We start from the raw sequence: 15,816 nt of genomic DNA, 5'->3' as shown, positions 1-15,816 counted from the left end.
TCATGGAAAGGCGACGATGAGGCTTTAATTATTCCTCATCATCGTACTGAGCATAAAACTCAGGGGATAAGTTACTAAAGCGGGTGTATTGGCCTTCAAAAGCAAGTCGAACGGTACCAATAGGGCCGTTACGTTGTTTACCAATAATAATTTCGGCAGTGCCCGCTTCTTTGGACTCTTTGTTATAGACTTCGTCACGGTAAATAAACATGATTAAGTCGGCGTCCTGCTCGATCGCACCGGATTCACGTAAGTCTGACATCACGGGGCGTTTGTTTGGGCGGTTCTCGAGGGAACGGTTAAGCTGCGATAGTGCAATTACAGGGCACATCATTTCTTTGGCAAGAGCTTTTAAGCTTCGTGAAATTTCTGAAATCTCACCTACACGGTTATCACCCATGCCTGGCACTTTCATCAGCTGTAAATAATCGACCATGATGCAGCCGAGTTTACCATCGTGCTGTTTGGCAATACGACGTGCGCGAGCACGAACTTCTGTAGGCGGAAGAGCAGAGGAGTCATCGATATAGAGCTTTTTCTCTTGCAGTTGCAAAATGGTGCCCGTCACTTTTGACCATTCATCGCCATCGAGTTTACCTGAACGTAAATGTCCCTGATGGACTTTCCCGTAAGATGAAATTAAACGCATGGCGATGGAGTCGGCTGGCATCTCCATGGAGTAAACCAAGGCAGGTAAGTCATTATTAAACAGCACGCTTTCCACTAAATTCATGGCAAAAGTGGTTTTACCCATCGATGGACGCGCTGCAACAATAATCAAATCACCTGCTTGCATGCCCGAGGTTTTATTGTCGAGTTCAAGAAAGCCTGTGGTTAAGCCTGTAATGCTGCCTTCCATTTGCGACAGCTCATTCAGCTTATCAAATACATCAGCTACAACTGTATTGATGGCTTTAGGCCCTTGAGCTTTGGCATTGTTATTGTGTTGTTCTGCCAAAGAGAAAATATTAGTTTCGGCCAAATCTAAAATTTCACTGACGTTACGACCTTTGGTGTCATAGGCATTTTGTAAAATTTCAGAACTAACCTTGATCATGCTGCGCAAAGTCGAAAATTCTTTGATCTTGGTGGCATAAGTTTCCATGTTATAGAAACTAGACGGGGAGTCTGCCATCAATTGCATCAGGTACTCTTCACCACCAACCGCATCGAGTAGGTTTTGTGTGGTGAGCCAGTCATGAACTAAAACCGCATCATAGGGTGAGCTGTCTTTGGAGAGTTGTGCAATCGCGCGAAAAATATATTTATGGCGCGTCGCATAAAAGTCATTTTCAGTGAGTACATCGCCAACTTGTTCAAAGGATTCAGCAACCGTCATTAAAGCGGCAAGTACAGCTTGTTCCAATGCTAAGTTATGCGGAGGTGTACGGAATTCTTTCAGTTGCCCTGACTCATTTGGTTTATTGTCTTGTTTCGATGAGCTCTTTTGAGCAGTGGCATTCGCCTGTGACATATAACGCCCTGATTTTTAATACAGTAAGAGGGATAACTTAAGATAAATTTCACTGTAAATTTGGAAAAAATTACAGCCATTTAACTGTATGCACTTTATCAAAAAATGCAGCTGCTGTGTGCTGAATTCAAGGCTTATGGATAAAACCCATAATATTCAAATTTGGCATTTTGAGGGGCAGGCTGATGAAGTTTTAAGCTGAGCGAAGAAACTACTTTTTCATAGAGATAAAAAAAGAGCATGCAAAAGCATGCTCTTTTTTTTGCAAGAAATTACTCAGATACGATAGTAACGAGAACTTCAGCAACAACATCATGGTGCAATTGGATTGCGATGTTGAATTCGCCAGTGTGACGAAGTGCACCGTTCGGTAAACGAACTTCTGCACGGTCAACTTCAAGACCAGCATTTGTTAACGCGTCAGCGATATCACGAGTACCGATAGAACCGAATAGTTTACCTTCGTCACCAGCTTTCGCAGTGATTACGATGTTAACTTCGTCTAATTGGCTAGCACGTGCTTGAGCAGCAGCTAAAACATCAGCTTCAGCTTTCTCAAGTTCAGCGCGACGAGCTTCAAAAGCAGCAGTGTTAGCTTCAGTAGCAGCTACTGCTTGACCTTGAGGGATAAGGTAGTTGCGGCCGTAACCAGCTTTAACTGAAACTTTATCGCCTAATTTACCAAGGTTTTTAATGCGTTGTAATAAGATAATATCCACAGCTCAACCTCACTTATGATTGTCAGTGTAAGGGATCAAAGACAAGTAGCGAGCTTGTTTAATAGCAAGCGCTAATTGACGTTGGTAACGAGCTTTAGTACCTGTAATACGGCTAGGAACAATCTTGCCGTTTTCAGTGATGTACTGTTTTAAAGTGTCGATATCTTTGTAGTCGATGTACGTAACGTTCTCAGCTGTAAAGCGGCAGAACTTGCGACGACGGTAAAAACGTGCCATTGATGTTCTCCTTATGCTTCAGCAGAGTCTTGAGCTTGTTGTGCTTCTTCACGTTGAGCTTTACGCGCACGTTTTTCTTCAGCACTCTTAGCCAATAGTGACTCTTCAGTGATAGCGTTCTCACGACGGATGATAAGGCTACGAATAATTGCATCGTTGTAACGGAACAATTCTTCTAACTCATCAAGAGTAGTTTGACCACACTCAACATTCATAAGAATGTAGTGAGCTTTGTGGATCTTGTTGATTGGGTAAGCCAATTGACGACGGCCCCAGTCTTCAAGACGGTGAATTTGACCTTCAGCTTCTTTGATGTGAGTTAGGTAGCGTTCTACCATACCAACGACTTGATCGCTTTGATCAGGGTGTACTAAAAGTACGATTTCGTAATGACGCATTGTCAGCTCCTTACGGTTTAAACAGCCCCTAACAAAAAAGTTGTTAGAAGCAAGGAGTCACAACCTAGGTTGTGTCGCATTAGATGCGAAGGGGGAATTTTAGAGACTTTGCTCGCCAAATTCAAGAACTTCTCTTAAAAAGCCCTAATTATTTTGAGGTTTTGAGCGTAAAAGGAAGACGACATAGCCTTTAAAGTTCGGATCATTTTCAAGCTTGGGCGGTCTATGCCACTCACCATATTGAACAATGCCAATTTTATAAGGCAGTTTTAGTGCTGAAACTTTTTTTAGATAAGCTGCATAGTTGGGTATGGTGGTTGAACTTTGATAAGTTTGAATGACCAACTCGTCGATGGTGTTATTCAGGAGGTTTAAAGTCTCCTGATTTGTCACATTGGTCCAGTCCATTAAACCCGTGATACTGAGTTGATAGTGCTGCGGCAATTGTTTTCTTAATTGACTTAAGAATAGCGCATATTGGTGAATGTGTTTGGTTTTGGCATCGAAATCAATTTGTATGCCTTGAATATGATTCCCTGCATTTTCCCATTGCTGAACGCGTTTTAAAATTTGTGTAAGTTCTTGGCCCTGCCAGTCTAAATGATAATTACGAAAAACTAGCCACACCTTTTGCTGAGGAATTTTTAAGACGCTTACGCCTTGCGGTATAAGCTTAGAGTGATGTGTTTGGGAGTCTAAACGGATTTCACCTTGTAAAATATAAAGTTCTTTAGCCACTTTTAGGTAAGGGGCAGATGAAATATTGCCCCAAATCCAAAATGCATCATAGTCTTCGGTATTTACCGAACCAAATGTTGAAGCTGGCTGACTCGGCTGACAAGCCATGATACTCAGCATACAGATCAACGTCATAACAACGGAAAAAATCTGCTTCAACATATAGTCTTACCAGTAATACTTTAAAGATTGTGCCCAAGAAGTACTTGGGTAGTCACGTTTAATGTGGTCGAACCATTGTTTACGGGTGGATTTTTCAACTTCTGCATCCTGACAGTCATTCATCCCGCTTGGTGAATAACACATGATTGAGCGATAAAGCGCATACGCTTTTAAATCAGGTACAGAACTGGATTTGATGATGTCCTTATACACTTGACCACGGGCAAAAATTGCACCTTGGAAGCTGGAAGTTTCTTTTTCTAAAGCGGTGACATAGCTTATGTTGTAGCCTTGAGTCGAGCGTGCATATTCGCCCAAACAAAGTCGGAGCTTTAAATCTTGAGATGAATTTTCAAGTTTTTGAGTCAGGCTGAATAAATCGGGGCATTGAATCTGTGGCGTGATTTTTGTTCCTACCCAAATGAAATCACTGAAAGGCGGTTGGTTTTTATAATTTTTATATGTTTCTGAGTCATATTTATACTTCGCGACATCTTGTGGTAGCAGTACAAAGGCTTGATTAAACAGTTTAAAGTTCTGATGCACCAATGATTTTTGCAAAGTTTTATATAAAGCTAAATTTTTTTGATCTGTATTTGATGCTTTGCTCTGTACAATTTGCATTAAGCTTTTTTCATTAGCTTCATTTTCAATAAAGCTTTTTTGCAATGAAGCTTGTTTGATTTTAGCATCTGAACCGATAAAGGCGCTGGCATTTTGCTGTTGGGTATAATGTGGATATAGCATCAGTTCAAATAAGCCACGCTGTTCAATGGATTTTGATTGACTCATCCAACCTTCCCAGTATTGCTGCGCATTTTGAGTTTGTCCGAGTTTCTCTAGAATACGACCTTTTAACAAGATTTGACTGAGTTGAAGGTAACTATTAATTGAAGTAGAGGAATGTTCTGGCAAATATTTTAAAGCTTCGGCTGGTTTGTTCTGCACAAAGAATAAGTGATTGGCTTGTAGGTATTGGAACAGTTCTGGCTGACTCTTAAATAGTGTTTTTTGGTTGTTGAGTTCAGACCAGCTTAAGACTTTATCTTCTGCTGATGTTGCCTGACGCATTTGCATTAAATCTGAAATGGTCAGAAAGAATGGATCTTTTAGATTTTTTGGATTGAATGAGCGGCTTTGAAAAACATGGCGATCTATTTCAAAGACTAGATTATCGAGCTCTAAATTATAGTATTTGGAATCGGGATGATTGATTTGCCATGCGAGTTCGCTGGTCAGGAGTTCGGTATTTCCGCTCAGCCAATAACAACGACGTAGTAAACCGCGTGCACTTGCTGCATATTTTCCCTCAGGAAAGCGTTTGAAGTAGGTAGTGATATGCTCATAGGTGTTTTTGAGTAAAGTCTGATCTACTTCATCGATTTTTAAGTCGCCATATTTACCGACACCCGACTGATAGCTTTCATTGAGGCTGCTACGAATCAACATATATTGCGATGTTTCTTTGATCCAAGACTGATCAACCGTAGTTAATACTGAATAAATTTTAGTAGCTGTGGAAAAGTTACTGTTGTAAAAGGCAATGGTTGCATTTAAATAAGACGCATACTGACGTGCTTGTATAGACCAGTTCGGATTGACTTGGATGAGGGCAAGATCACGGTCACAGGCCGAGATATTCTGTCTTCCTTGAATCAGTAAATCTTTTTCCACTTTGCTGAGATTTTTGTCGGCTTTCACCTGCTGGGTAAATTGATCCGCACCATTGTCTAGACTACTGCAATGTTCTTGGTAGGGTGTCTTTACATTGCTTGGTTTTAATCGGGCATTCGGTCGTTTATTGGTTACGCTTTGAAACAATGTTTTAGCCGCAAATGGTACATTGCTATATTCAGTTTCCCAAAGTGGACTATTTGGCTGATTAAAATTCAATTTGGCCAAACCCATGTCGCTCAGAAGTAAAAGCATATTGGTTTGATTGTCATTGGCGGGCGTGAGCGCAGGCAAATTGTCACAGGCTGTATAGGCATTGGTTTGAATGTTGGTCGATGGGTAGCAATAAACATCGAAACCAGAAAAACTGTGCGTGCTATAAGTAAGAGTGATAGGGAATAGACTAATAAAAATAGATTTTTTAAAAAATTGTGATGGCATTTTCATTGCAGAGCATGAGTTATTGTTGTGTCTGCTATGGTAACAACTTAAAGACTAGACTTAAATATTGAATAAGTTGAAATAAAAAAGATAGAGAGAACTCTATCTTTTTTAAAACAGCGGCAAATGTGGAGCAGGTGAGACATAGCTAAAACTAAAACTAAAACTTAATGCAGTAATTAAAATCACTGAATATAAGAAATAGCGTTTTGCCCAAACCTGATCATTTTCAGCTTTAAAACCAATGATTGATAAATATACCCAATAAGCACAGAGTGCGTTAAAGGTGATAAGAAAAAACATATTGGTATAGCCAAAACAATACAAACCATTTAACACCGCAGCAAACAGCAAGACATAAATCAAGCTTTCAACTTTCGTGCGGAAAATTGAACGTGCTACAGGTAAAATTGGAATGCCTGCATTTTTATAGTCGTCAAAGCGGTATACCGCAATTCCCCATGAATGAGGCATTTGCCAAAGTGCATATGCTAAGAAAAGCAACAATGCGGCAACATCAAATTCATTGGTTACAGCTGTATAGCCGATCACTGGTGGACTAGCCCCAGAAATACTTCCAATCACGGTTTGGTGAATGGATGTGCGTTTGCTCCATAGACTATAAAAAATCACATAAACCACAAAACCAAGTACAGCAAAGCCAAAGGCATAAGCATTAACAAAGAACCAGAGTAGGGCGAAACCTAATATTCCAAGCGCAGCAGAAAATGCCAAAGCAACGGAAGGACTGATGGTTTTTTTAACTAATGCACGGTTCATCGTCCGTTCCATCTTTTGATCAATATCTTGATCAATGACGTTATTGACGACACAGCCAGAAGCAACAACCAGTGTTGTACCAAGTAGAGTGATGAGAAGGAGGAGGAAATCTACAGACCCCTGAGCGGCTAAAAAGAAGCCGCCCAGAGTGGTAACGAAGTTACCAAAGAGAATTCCTGGTTTAGTCAGGAATAAATACTTTTTCAACATGACGATCAGTTTAGATCATCATGTTGTAGTGTAAGTAGTTCATAATCCATACAGAGCCGACTAGAAGTACAGCAATACAAAGTACTGTATAGATAAATGCAATCACGTTCCAACGTTGCTCTGAAGATGAGTTCATGTGCAAGAAGTAAACTAATTGAACTAGAACCTGAGCAACCGCTGTAATTGCGATAACTGCCATAACAATACCGCGACCAAAACCACCAGCCATTACCATACCGAATGGAATTACGGTCAGGATAACTGAAAGGATAAAGCCGATCGTGTATTGCTTGGTGTTACCGTGTGAAGCACCAGCTGAGTTATGATCGTGACTCATTATAGAACTCCCATCAAGTAAACTACGCTGAATACACAGATCCAAACGATGTCAAGGAAGTGCCAGAACAAGCTTAGGCAAGCAAGACGACGAGTGTTTGGAAGAGTCAAACCATTTTTCTTGATCTGAATCATCAAAATGATCATCCATACCAAACCTGAAGTTACGTGAATACCGTGCGTACCTACTAAAGTAAAGAACGACGATAAAAACGCACTTACGCTTGGACCGTGGCCAGCATGAACTAAGTGATTAAACTCATATAGTTCCATGCCGATGAATGAAGCACCGAATAACCAAGTGATCGCTAACCAAGTTAAAACTTGGTTGACGTTCTTTTTGTATGCAGCAAGAACCGCAAAACCAAAAGTTACAGAAGAGATCAAGAGAGCGAAAGTTTCAGTTAAAACGAAACCTAAAGACTCACCGAATAATTCTTTTGCACTTGGTGTGCCCATAGGCACATGGCTACTTAAAACAGCGAATGCAATGAAGAGTGTACCGAATAGAATCAAGTCACTCATCAAATAAGTCCAAAAACCAAAGACGGTGATGTCGGTATCATCGTGGTGATGATGCTCATCGTGTCCGTGGTTTTCGTGATGAAGTACGTCAGCCATTGTCTTAGTCCTTCTTCAAATGTTTTTCAAGAATCGCGTAACGTTCATTTTCAATACGCTCAACTTCAGCAGCAGGAACATAGTAGTCCACTTTCTTCGTAAACGAAGACGCGATGAAGCTGATAATAGCAGCGATGAACATCACAACAACTAACCACCAGATATGCCAGATTAAACCAAAGCCCATAACAGTAATGAACATGGCAATCACAACACCAGCAGCACGATTCGTTGGCATATGAATGTCTTCGTATGAAGTAGGTTTCGCATATGCTACGCCATTCTCTTTGTCATTCCAGAACGTATCAATACCATTGATTGTTGGAAGATGAGCAAAGTTGTAGAACGGAGCAGGAGACGAAGTCGCCCATTCAAGTGTACGACCATCCCATGGATCGCCTGTAAGGTCGAGGTTGTCGTTGCGTTGTAAGTAACCAACAACAATCTGCATAACGAAACATGCAATACCAATCGCGACTAACACAGAACCGAAGAATGCAATAGCAATGTACGGATCCCATTCAGGGTTGTCATATGTATTCAAACGACGAGTCATACCCATGAAACCAAGGATATAAAGTGGCATGAATGCAAAGTAGAAACCGAAGAACCAGAACCAGAACGCAGCTTTGCCCCATGCTTCATTGAGCTTCCAACCAAACATTTTCGGCCAGTAGAAAATGATGCCGGCAAACATACCAAACACCACACCACCGATAATTACGTTATGGAAGTGAGCAATCAAGAACAATGAGTTGTGTACAAGGAAGTCCGCAGGTGGAACCGCCATTAATACACCAGTTAAACCGCCAATACCGAATGTTACAAGGAAGCCAAGCGTCCATAACATAGGAGTAGTGAAGGTGATACGACCCTTATACATTGTGAATAACCAAGAGAAGATTTTCACACCAGTAGGAATCGCAATAACCATGGTCATGATACCGAAGAACGCATTCACGTTCGCACCAGCACCCATGGTGAAGAAGTGGTGAAGCCATACTACGAACGCAAGTACTGTGATCGCAATTGTTGCATACACCATTGATTTGTAACCGAACAACGTTTTACGAGAGAACGTTGAAACAACTTCAGAGTAAATACCAAATGCTGGTAATACTAAGATGTAAACTTCTGGGTGACCCCATGTCCAAATCAAGTTTACATACAACATTGGGCTACCACCCATGTCATTTGTAAAGAAGTGGAAACCGAAGTAACGGTCAAGCGTTAACATTGCAATTGTTGCTGTTAACACTGGGAATGACGCAATGATCAATACAGCTGTACACAAAGATGTCCAAGTAAAGATCGGCATGTCCATAAGTGACATACCAGGCGCGCGCATTTTAATGATGGTAACGAAGAAGTTAACACCCGTTAATAGCGTACCTAAACCTGAAATCTGAAGTGCCCAGATATAGTAGTCCACACCCACGCCTGGAGAGTATTCGATACCTGAAAGAGGAGGATAAGCCATCCAACCTGTTGCAGCGAATTCACCAATTGCAAGAGATGCCATCATTAAGCCTGCAGCACCAGCAAATAGCCAGAAGCTTAGAGAGTTTAATAATGGGAAGGCAACGTCACGTGCACCAATTTGAAGTGGTACAGAGATGTTCATTAAGCCAACAACTAGACCCATTGCTACGAAGAAGATCATGATTACACCGTGTGCGGTGAAGATCTGATCGTAGTGTTCTGGGTGTAAATAACCTTCACCGCCACCTTTTGCAAGGAACAGTTGAAGACGCATCATAATCGCATCGGCGAAACCACGCAAAAGCATGATGATCGATACGAAAAGATACATGATACCAATTTTTTTATGGTCGACTGATGTGAACCATTCGTTCCACAAGTAGCCCCATTTTTTAAAGTAGGTAATACCAGCAACAACTGCGATACCACCTAAGATCATCATTGCAACTGTGACCAGTACAATTGGATCGTGCGGAATAACGTCCGGACCTAACTTACCTAAGAAGCTCATGTCTTATTCCCCTACAACTGATGAAGCAGGTTCAACAGCGGCATGTGCTTCAGATGAAGCAGCCCCGTGAGCACCCGCAGTCGCTGAGTGATCAGCACCGTGATAGTTGCTCATATATTTGCTGATGACTGACTTAAACAAGCCTTCCTCTACAGAAGAGTAGTAAGTCACAGGGTGTGGCTTAGTTGGATAAGGCTTCATTGCCTCAGCAGCAGCCTTCTCTTCAGGAGTTTTTGCTTTTGAAATCAAAACTTCAATTTGGTGTTTACCACGGTTACCGTCACGTAAAGACTCAAATTCAGCTTGATCTAAAATTGTTTTTTGTACAGCTTTAGGATTAATGCTTGTACCGTTACCTGCTTTAACTGCAGCAACCCATTCAGCGAATTGAGCGTCAGTTACAGAGTGAGCACGGAAGCGCATTTGCGAGAAGCCGTAGCCTGAATAGTTTGAAGAGAAACCGCGGTAGCCTTCAGCTGGGCTAGTTCCATCTGCTAACAAATTCAAGTGCGTTTGCATGCCTGCCATTGCATAAATTTGACCGCCTAACGCAGGGATGAAGAACGAGTTCATCGTGAAGTTAGAGGTAATTTTAAGTGCAACTGGAGTTTTTTCAGGGAAACGAATTTCGTTAACCGTCGCAATGTTAAGATCAGGGTAAATGAAGATCCATTTAAACTGTTCTGCAATGACTTGAATATTTACAGGTGCTTTATCAGATTCGATCGGGCGGTAAGGGTCATACTTGTGCGAACCCCACCAAGTTAACCAAGCCAGAATACCAATAATAATGACAGGAATACCCCAAACTACAATTTCAATTGCAGTAGAGTGTGCCCATGTAGGTTTATAGTCTGCATCTTTATTCGACGCGCGATATTTCCAACCAAACCATAATGCCATTACGACTGATGGAATAACCACCAATAGCATTAAATAGATCGCAGTCATCATTAAGTCAGATTGACCTTGTGCAACTGGACCTTTTGAGTTTAGAAGTACCATATCACCACCACACCCAGTTAAGAGCGCGGCGATCGCAGATAAAGACAATACAGCTAAAATCGTTTGTCTCATTTTACAACCTCGGTGAAGAGTCCCATTCCCTAATAAAATTGGGATAGCGATTAAAGTGTCGCATGGTTGAAAAGTTTCTTTTTAAGTCTAAAACACTTCTCAATCATAAGACACCGCTACGTTGTAGGGCATTATGCCTTATATCGACAAACTAAGCTATACGTAAAGGTGCTTTAAATAACTGTTATAAAAACCGATTTTTTCACTCGGAATTTTATAATTTATTTAGGGATTTATTTTGAATATCAATAAACTGCAGAAAACTGAGGTGAGCCAAACCTCAGCTTAAATATGGTCAAATTACTGCTTAATGACCTTAGTTTTCGCCAGCTTATCGTGCAAAGTTTGACGCTTTGCAGTTAAACCAAAGACGTGATCGGCGATGGTAATAAACGGCATGAACAGCATATTGAGTACAATAAAGACAACACTGCGTAATGTGAATACACGTAAAAGGCTGACTTTTTCGTTGGTTTCAAAGTCTACAATTTTAATTTTGGTGATTTTTTTACCAATACTTTGACCATTTTTTGCTAAGAAAAAGGCCTGAATACCGAGCATAATCAGCAGGTAAATGCCCATGGTGGTCCATGCTTCAGTAGGAATTAAACTGAACAGTTGTGCTTGCAGCTCACTGGCCTGAGTTGCTGTGGTAGCAGCTTGCATTTTTTGCTGAATTTCAGTGAGTTCACCAAATTTGTCTGCTTGTAAAAAGAACGAGGGAATCGCAGCGGCAGGGAGCCAAAGAAGTAAATCAATGACTTTGGCTAAGACGCGTGTGCCTATTGATGCCAGTTCAGGTTGAGCAACTTTCGCCGCTGTGCGGTTTGGCTGTGAAAATTGATGTGGCGTATGCATTGGCTCAGGAATAGGGGGCTGAGGTTGATAACCTACAGGTTCATACGCCAGTTTTCCTTGGGTGAGTTCACCTAAAGCTTTCCATTCAGGCATACCCTGATGCCAAACTAAATCTGTCAATAAAACTTGTTGGCTTGCGAGCATCTGATTCAACTGCTCTAAAGTATATGGACCGGCTTGTTGATTATTTCGTGCCAAGTAAATCTGCATATAAACTTAATCTCAAAATATAAGTTGGGATATTCAAATAATAAATGTATTTGTTTTCAGATTAAAAACAAATAAAAAATCTATGGTAAAACATGCGGATAGTCTAGAGAATTTCAAGCTGAAATTAACCAAAACTACACAAAATGCAGGACAGTGTAACAAGGATTATGCTGCTTCTTCTAGCTTTATCGCAATGCAATCTTTTCTCAATCAAGATGTTGATGCATGAGTATCAAACTTAGTCTAAATTTTTGCATCAATACGCTTGTTTTATTACGGATACGTTAAAAGAGTAGATATAAAAAAAGACCCTTGAAAGGGTCTTTTTTATCGGATCAAAAAGTTAAGCTTTTTGAACTTTTTCTTCAGCAAGGAAGAACCAAGTGTCTAATACTGAGTCAGGGTTAAGTGATACAGATTCGATACCTTGTTCCATAAGCCATTGCGCAAGATCTGGGTGATCTGATGGGCCTTGACCACAGATACCGACGTATTTGCCTGCTTTACGGCATGCATGAATTGCCATAGAAAGAAGTGCTTTTACGGCTGGATCACGTTCATCAAATAAGTGAGAAACAATTCCGGAGTCACGGTCTAGACCAAGCGTTAACTGGGTTAAGTCGTTTGAACCGATAGAGAAGCCATCGAAGTGTTCAAGGAACTGTTCAGCTAATAATGCGTTTGTTGGTAACTCACACATCATGATCACTTTCAGACCATTTTCACCACGTTTCAAACCATTTAACGCCAATAATTCAATTACACGTTTCGCTTCATGTACAGTACGTACGAAAGGAATCATGATTTGAATATTGGTTAAGCCCATTTCGTCACGTGCTTTTTTCAACGCGCGGCATTCTAATTCGAAGCAGTCACGGAAGTTGTCAGACACATAACGGCTTGCACCACGGAAGCCCAACATTGGGTTTTCTTCTTCAGGCTCGTATAACTTACCACCGATCAAGTTTGCGTATTCATTTGACTTAAAGTCAGACATACGAACGATGACAGGTTTGTCTGCAAATGCTGCAGCAAGGGTAGAAATACCTTCAACCAGTTTTTCAACATAGAATTCGATTGGCGATGCATAACCCGCTGTACGCGCCATCACCGCAGCACGTGTTTCACGTGGCAAGCTGTCAATGTTCAACAATGCTTTAGGGTGAACACCGATCATACGGTTAATGATGAACTCAAGACGTGCAAGGCCAATCCCTTCATTTGGAATTTGTGCAAAGTCAAATGCGCGGTCAGGGTTGCCGACGTTCATCATCACTTTGAACGGAAGCTCTGGCATAGATTCGATTGAATTGGTTTGAATCTCGAAATCTAAAGAACCTTCGTAGATGAAACCTGTATCACCTTCTGCACATGAAACAGTTACTTCTTGGCCGTCTACTAGAACTTCAGTTGCATTACCACAACCAACGATTGCTGGAACACCCAATTCACGCGCAATAATCGCTGCGTGACAAGTACGACCACCACGGTTAGTGACAATTGCAGCCGCACGTTTCATTACTGGTTCCCAGTCTGGGTCAGTCATGTCAGATACAAGCACGTCACCGTCTTGTACTTTGTCCATTTCTTTAATAGACGTAACAATACGGACTTTACCAGAACCGATACGTTGACCGATTGAACGACCTTCACAAATTACAGTGCCTTTTTGTTTCAAAAGGTAGCGTTCCATGGTGCCGACGTTTTCACGGCTCTTCACAGTTTCAGGGCGCGCTTGAACGATATAAATTTGACCGTCATCACCATCTTTTGCCCACTCGATGTCCATTGGAGAACCATAATGGTTTTCAATGATCAGCGCTTGTTTTGCAAGTTCTTGTAGTTCGTGGTCGTTTAATGCGAATTGTTGACGCTCTTGTTTTTCAACATCAACCACAACAACTGATTTACCTGCAGAAGCTTCTTCGCCATAAATCATTTTTTGGTGTTTAGAACCCAGATTACGACGGAGTACAGCGTGCTTGCCTGCATTTAAAAGAGGTTTAGAAAGGTAGAATTCGTCAGGGTTTACAGCACCTTGAACAACCATTTCACCCAAACCATAAGATGCAGTGATGAAAACTACGTCACGGAAACCTGATTCAGTGTCGAGTGTAAACATTACACCTGCTGCACCAGTTTCAGAGCGAACCATACGCTGAATACCAGCAGATAAAGCCACAACATCATGCGCAAAGTTTTGGTGTACGCGGTAAGAAATTGCACGGTCGTTATACAGTGATGCAAATACTTCTTTGATCGCGATCAATACGTTGTCGATACCGCGAATGTTTAAGAAGGTTTCTTGTTGGCCTGCAAAAGAAGCATCTGGTAAATCTTCTGCTGTCGCAGAAGAACGAACGGCAACCGCGATGTCTGGGTTGCCGTTTGAAAGCTCTGCAAATGCTTTACGAACTTCTTGTTCGAGTTCTGCCGTAAGTGGAGTATCTACAATCCATTGGCGAATTTTCGCGCCTGTTTCAGCAAGAGCATTTACATCATCAACATTGAGGACTTTTAACTCTGCATTGATTTTAGCGTTTAGGCCACTTTGCTCGAGAAATTCACGATATGCTTGAGCTGTAGTAGCAAAGCCACCTGGTACAGATACACCTGCATTTGATAGGTGGCTGATCATTTCACCTAAAGATGAGTTTTTCCCACCTACAAGTTCAACGTCGTGTTTCCCTAATTTTTCTAGACCAATTACGCGCGCTTCCAAAGTTGTTACTCCACTTTTGCAGTATTTAATCACTATCTTGGCATCAGATTATAACAAATCTACTTAGCTTTTTGATTTTACTAAGCGACAGTCATGTAAGATCGGTTTACTATAAAGATTATATAGCACTAAGACAAATTTTTGAGGAGAATTTTAATGTCAGGAAGTAAACAATTTAAGCGGAGTGTTTTTTTTGTATCTGATGGTACTGCAATTACCGCTGAAACCCTTGGGCACTCGCTATTGGCGCAGTTTCCAAATGTTGACTTTGACATTCATATTATTCCTTATATTAGCTCTGAAGAAGCTGCTACAAATGTGGTTGCTGAGATCAATTTAAGGGCACAACAAGACGGACAAAAGCCACTGGTTTTTGACACTTTAGTTGACCCGTACGTGCGTGACATTATTAATACTGCAAATGCTATAAATCTTGATGTATTTGAAGGGCTTATTAGTAAATTGTCTGAGGAGCTGGGAACACCGCCTACAACTTTAGTCGGACAGACCCATGCGGTGACTGATTCGGAGTCTTATAAAGCACGTATTGATGCGGTGCATTTTGCTTTAGATAACGATGACGGTGCACGTACACGCCACTATGACAAGGCCGATCTGATTCTGATTGGGGTGTCACGTTCGGGTAAAACCCCGACATCAATTTATTTGTCATTACAGTTTGGTATTCGTGTTGCAAACTATCCTTTAACTGAAGAAGACTTGGATGACAACCGTTTACCTGCGGTACTTCGCGCGCATAAACAGAAGCTTTTTGGTTTGATGATTGATGCTGAACGTCTTGTTGCTATTCGCTCTGAACGTAAAGCCAATAGCCGTTATGCAAGCTTCAGCCAGTGCCAAATGGAGCTTCGCGCAATTGAAGGGATTTATATCTCTGAAGGGATTAAATACTTAAATGTCTCGGAAATGTCGATTGAAGAAATTTCAACTCGTGTACTCCAAATGACGGGTTTAAAACGTCGCATTGGTTGATATTGTCATTACATTATAAAGCGTCATATTGATGATGCTTTATAATAGATGTCTTTCATAAATCATTTTTTACTCAGCTCCAAGTTGTAGATTCCAGCGATTAAATTGAATCTCAAACCAAGCCTTTTACCTCTATTTCGATAACGCTCAGCAAGAATTTTGAAGGTTTTCAG

14 protein-coding genes and 1 pseudogene are annotated in these 15,816 nt (G+C 41.2%); 1 reads left to right on the top strand and 14 read right to left on the bottom strand.

Annotation, left to right across the window (positions count from 1 at the left end; all coding sequences use genetic code 11):
* Positions 1 to 28 precede the first annotated feature (28 nt).
* The 13 genes from dnaB to ppsA form a co-directional block, all read right to left on the bottom strand.
* Positions 29 to 1,474, bottom strand: coding sequence for a replicative DNA helicase (dnaB, locus tag MF4642_RS08020; RefSeq protein WP_004696432.1), 1,446 nt, complete (start codon positions 1,472 to 1,474; stop codon positions 29 to 31).
* A 272-nt stretch (positions 1,475 to 1,746) separates the two neighbouring features.
* Positions 1,747 to 2,193, bottom strand: coding sequence for a 50S ribosomal protein L9 (gene rplI, locus MF4642_RS08015; protein ID WP_004696433.1), 447 nt, complete (start codon positions 2,191 to 2,193; stop codon positions 1,747 to 1,749).
* Positions 2,194 to 2,202: 9 nt separating this feature from the next.
* Positions 2,203 to 2,430: a 30S ribosomal protein S18 gene (gene rpsR / locus MF4642_RS08010; protein ID WP_004278792.1), complete on the bottom strand. Its 228-nt coding sequence runs from the start codon at positions 2,428 to 2,430 to the stop codon at positions 2,203 to 2,205.
* 11 nt (positions 2,431 to 2,441) lie between these two features.
* Complete coding sequence (gene rpsF, locus MF4642_RS08005; RefSeq protein ID WP_004696436.1) at positions 2,442 to 2,828, bottom strand: 30S ribosomal protein S6; 387 nt, start codon at positions 2,826 to 2,828, stop codon at positions 2,442 to 2,444.
* 144 nt (positions 2,829 to 2,972) lie between these two features.
* Positions 2,973 to 3,728, bottom strand: coding sequence for a DUF3142 domain-containing protein (locus tag MF4642_RS08000; RefSeq protein ID WP_004696437.1), 756 nt, complete (start codon positions 3,726 to 3,728; stop codon positions 2,973 to 2,975).
* A gap of 6 nt (positions 3,729 to 3,734) precedes the next feature.
* Positions 3,735 to 5,849: a hypothetical protein gene (locus tag MF4642_RS07995; RefSeq protein WP_078425876.1), complete on the bottom strand. Its 2,115-nt coding sequence runs from the start codon at positions 5,847 to 5,849 to the stop codon at positions 3,735 to 3,737.
* 105 nt (positions 5,850 to 5,954) lie between these two features.
* Entirely contained in the window at positions 5,955 to 6,833 is an 879-nt protein-coding gene (gene cyoE / locus MF4642_RS07990; protein WP_004982036.1) for a heme o synthase, read from the bottom strand.
* 10 nt (positions 6,834 to 6,843) lie between these two features.
* Positions 6,844 to 7,173 carry a cytochrome o ubiquinol oxidase subunit IV gene (locus MF4642_RS07985; protein ID WP_026056475.1) on the bottom strand — a complete coding sequence of 110 codons (330 nt, stop codon included), beginning with the start codon at positions 7,171 to 7,173 and terminating at the stop codon, positions 6,844 to 6,846.
* Positions 7,170 to 7,790, bottom strand: a complete 621-nt coding sequence (cyoC, locus tag MF4642_RS07980) for a cytochrome o ubiquinol oxidase subunit III (protein WP_004696446.1) — start codon at positions 7,788 to 7,790, stop codon at positions 7,170 to 7,172. The genes MF4642_RS07985 and cyoC overlap by 4 nt, the downstream gene beginning before the upstream one ends.
* A gap of 4 nt (positions 7,791 to 7,794) precedes the next feature.
* Complete coding sequence (gene cyoB, locus MF4642_RS07975) at positions 7,795 to 9,783, bottom strand: cytochrome o ubiquinol oxidase subunit I (protein ID WP_004982033.1); 1,989 nt, start codon at positions 9,781 to 9,783, stop codon at positions 7,795 to 7,797.
* A 3-nt stretch (positions 9,784 to 9,786) separates the two neighbouring features.
* Positions 9,787 to 10,860 (bottom strand): ubiquinol oxidase subunit II, encoded by a 1,074-nt coding sequence (cyoA, locus tag MF4642_RS07970; RefSeq protein WP_078425875.1) that lies wholly within the window; start codon positions 10,858 to 10,860, stop codon positions 9,787 to 9,789.
* A 300-nt stretch (positions 10,861 to 11,160) separates the two neighbouring features.
* On the bottom strand, positions 11,161 to 11,928 hold the full coding sequence (locus MF4642_RS07965; RefSeq protein WP_078425874.1) for an RDD family protein: 768 nt from the start codon (positions 11,926 to 11,928) through the stop codon (positions 11,161 to 11,163).
* 343 nt (positions 11,929 to 12,271) lie between these two features.
* Positions 12,272 to 14,650 carry a phosphoenolpyruvate synthase gene (ppsA, locus tag MF4642_RS07960; RefSeq protein ID WP_004982030.1) on the bottom strand — a complete coding sequence of 793 codons (2,379 nt, stop codon included), beginning with the start codon at positions 14,648 to 14,650 and terminating at the stop codon, positions 12,272 to 12,274.
* A 156-nt stretch (positions 14,651 to 14,806) separates the two neighbouring features.
* Here ppsA and MF4642_RS07955 point away from each other — a divergent pair, with 156 nt between their 5' ends.
* Positions 14,807 to 15,643 (top strand): pyruvate, water dikinase regulatory protein, encoded by an 837-nt coding sequence (locus MF4642_RS07955; RefSeq protein ID WP_005400687.1) that lies wholly within the window; start codon positions 14,807 to 14,809, stop codon positions 15,641 to 15,643.
* A gap of 62 nt (positions 15,644 to 15,705) precedes the next feature.
* Here MF4642_RS07955 and MF4642_RS07950 read toward each other — a convergent pair.
* Positions 15,706 to 15,816 (bottom strand): annotated as a pseudogene (locus tag MF4642_RS07950) (IS5/IS1182 family transposase); the annotation flags it as partial.

Origin of the sequence: Acinetobacter sp. MF4642, from assembly GCF_002018925.1 — a bacterium.
In the GTDB taxonomy this organism is placed as follows: Bacteria; Pseudomonadota; Gammaproteobacteria; order Pseudomonadales; family Moraxellaceae; genus Acinetobacter; species Acinetobacter johnsonii.
The sequence above is the reverse complement of the archived record's forward strand: the minus strand, read 5'-3'. Positions and strand labels throughout refer to the sequence as shown.

Bases quoted from the DNA above. Each gene is read 5' to 3' on its own strand.
- dnaB (WP_004696432.1), bottom strand. From the start codon at position 1,474: ATGTCACAGGCGAATGCCACTGCTCAAAAGAGCTCATCGAAACAAGAC.
- rpsR (WP_004278792.1), bottom strand. From the start codon at position 2,430: ATGGCACGTTTTTACCGTCGTCGCAAGTTCTGCCGCTTTACAGCTGAG.
- rpsF (WP_004696436.1), bottom strand. From the start codon at position 2,828: ATGCGTCATTACGAAATCGTACTTTTAGTACACCCTGATCAAAGCGAT.
- MF4642_RS08000 (WP_004696437.1), bottom strand. From the start codon at position 3,728: ATGTTGAAGCAGATTTTTTCCGTTGTTATGACGTTGATCTGTATGCTG.
- MF4642_RS07995 (WP_078425876.1), bottom strand. From the start codon at position 5,849: ATGAAAATGCCATCACAATTTTTTAAAAAATCTATTTTTATTAGTCTA.
- cyoE (WP_004982036.1), bottom strand. From the start codon at position 6,833: ATGTTGAAAAAGTATTTATTCCTGACTAAACCAGGAATTCTCTTTGGT.
- cyoC (WP_004696446.1), bottom strand. From the start codon at position 7,790: ATGGCTGACGTACTTCATCACGAAAACCACGGACACGATGAGCATCAT.
- cyoB (WP_004982033.1), bottom strand. From the start codon at position 9,783: ATGAGCTTCTTAGGTAAGTTAGGTCCGGACGTTATTCCGCACGATCCA.
- cyoA (WP_078425875.1), bottom strand. From the start codon at position 10,860: ATGAGACAAACGATTTTAGCTGTATTGTCTTTATCTGCGATCGCCGCG.
- MF4642_RS07965 (WP_078425874.1), bottom strand. From the start codon at position 11,928: ATGCAGATTTACTTGGCACGAAATAATCAACAAGCCGGTCCATATACT.
- MF4642_RS07955 (WP_005400687.1), top strand. From the start codon at position 14,807: ATGTCAGGAAGTAAACAATTTAAGCGGAGTGTTTTTTTTGTATCTGAT.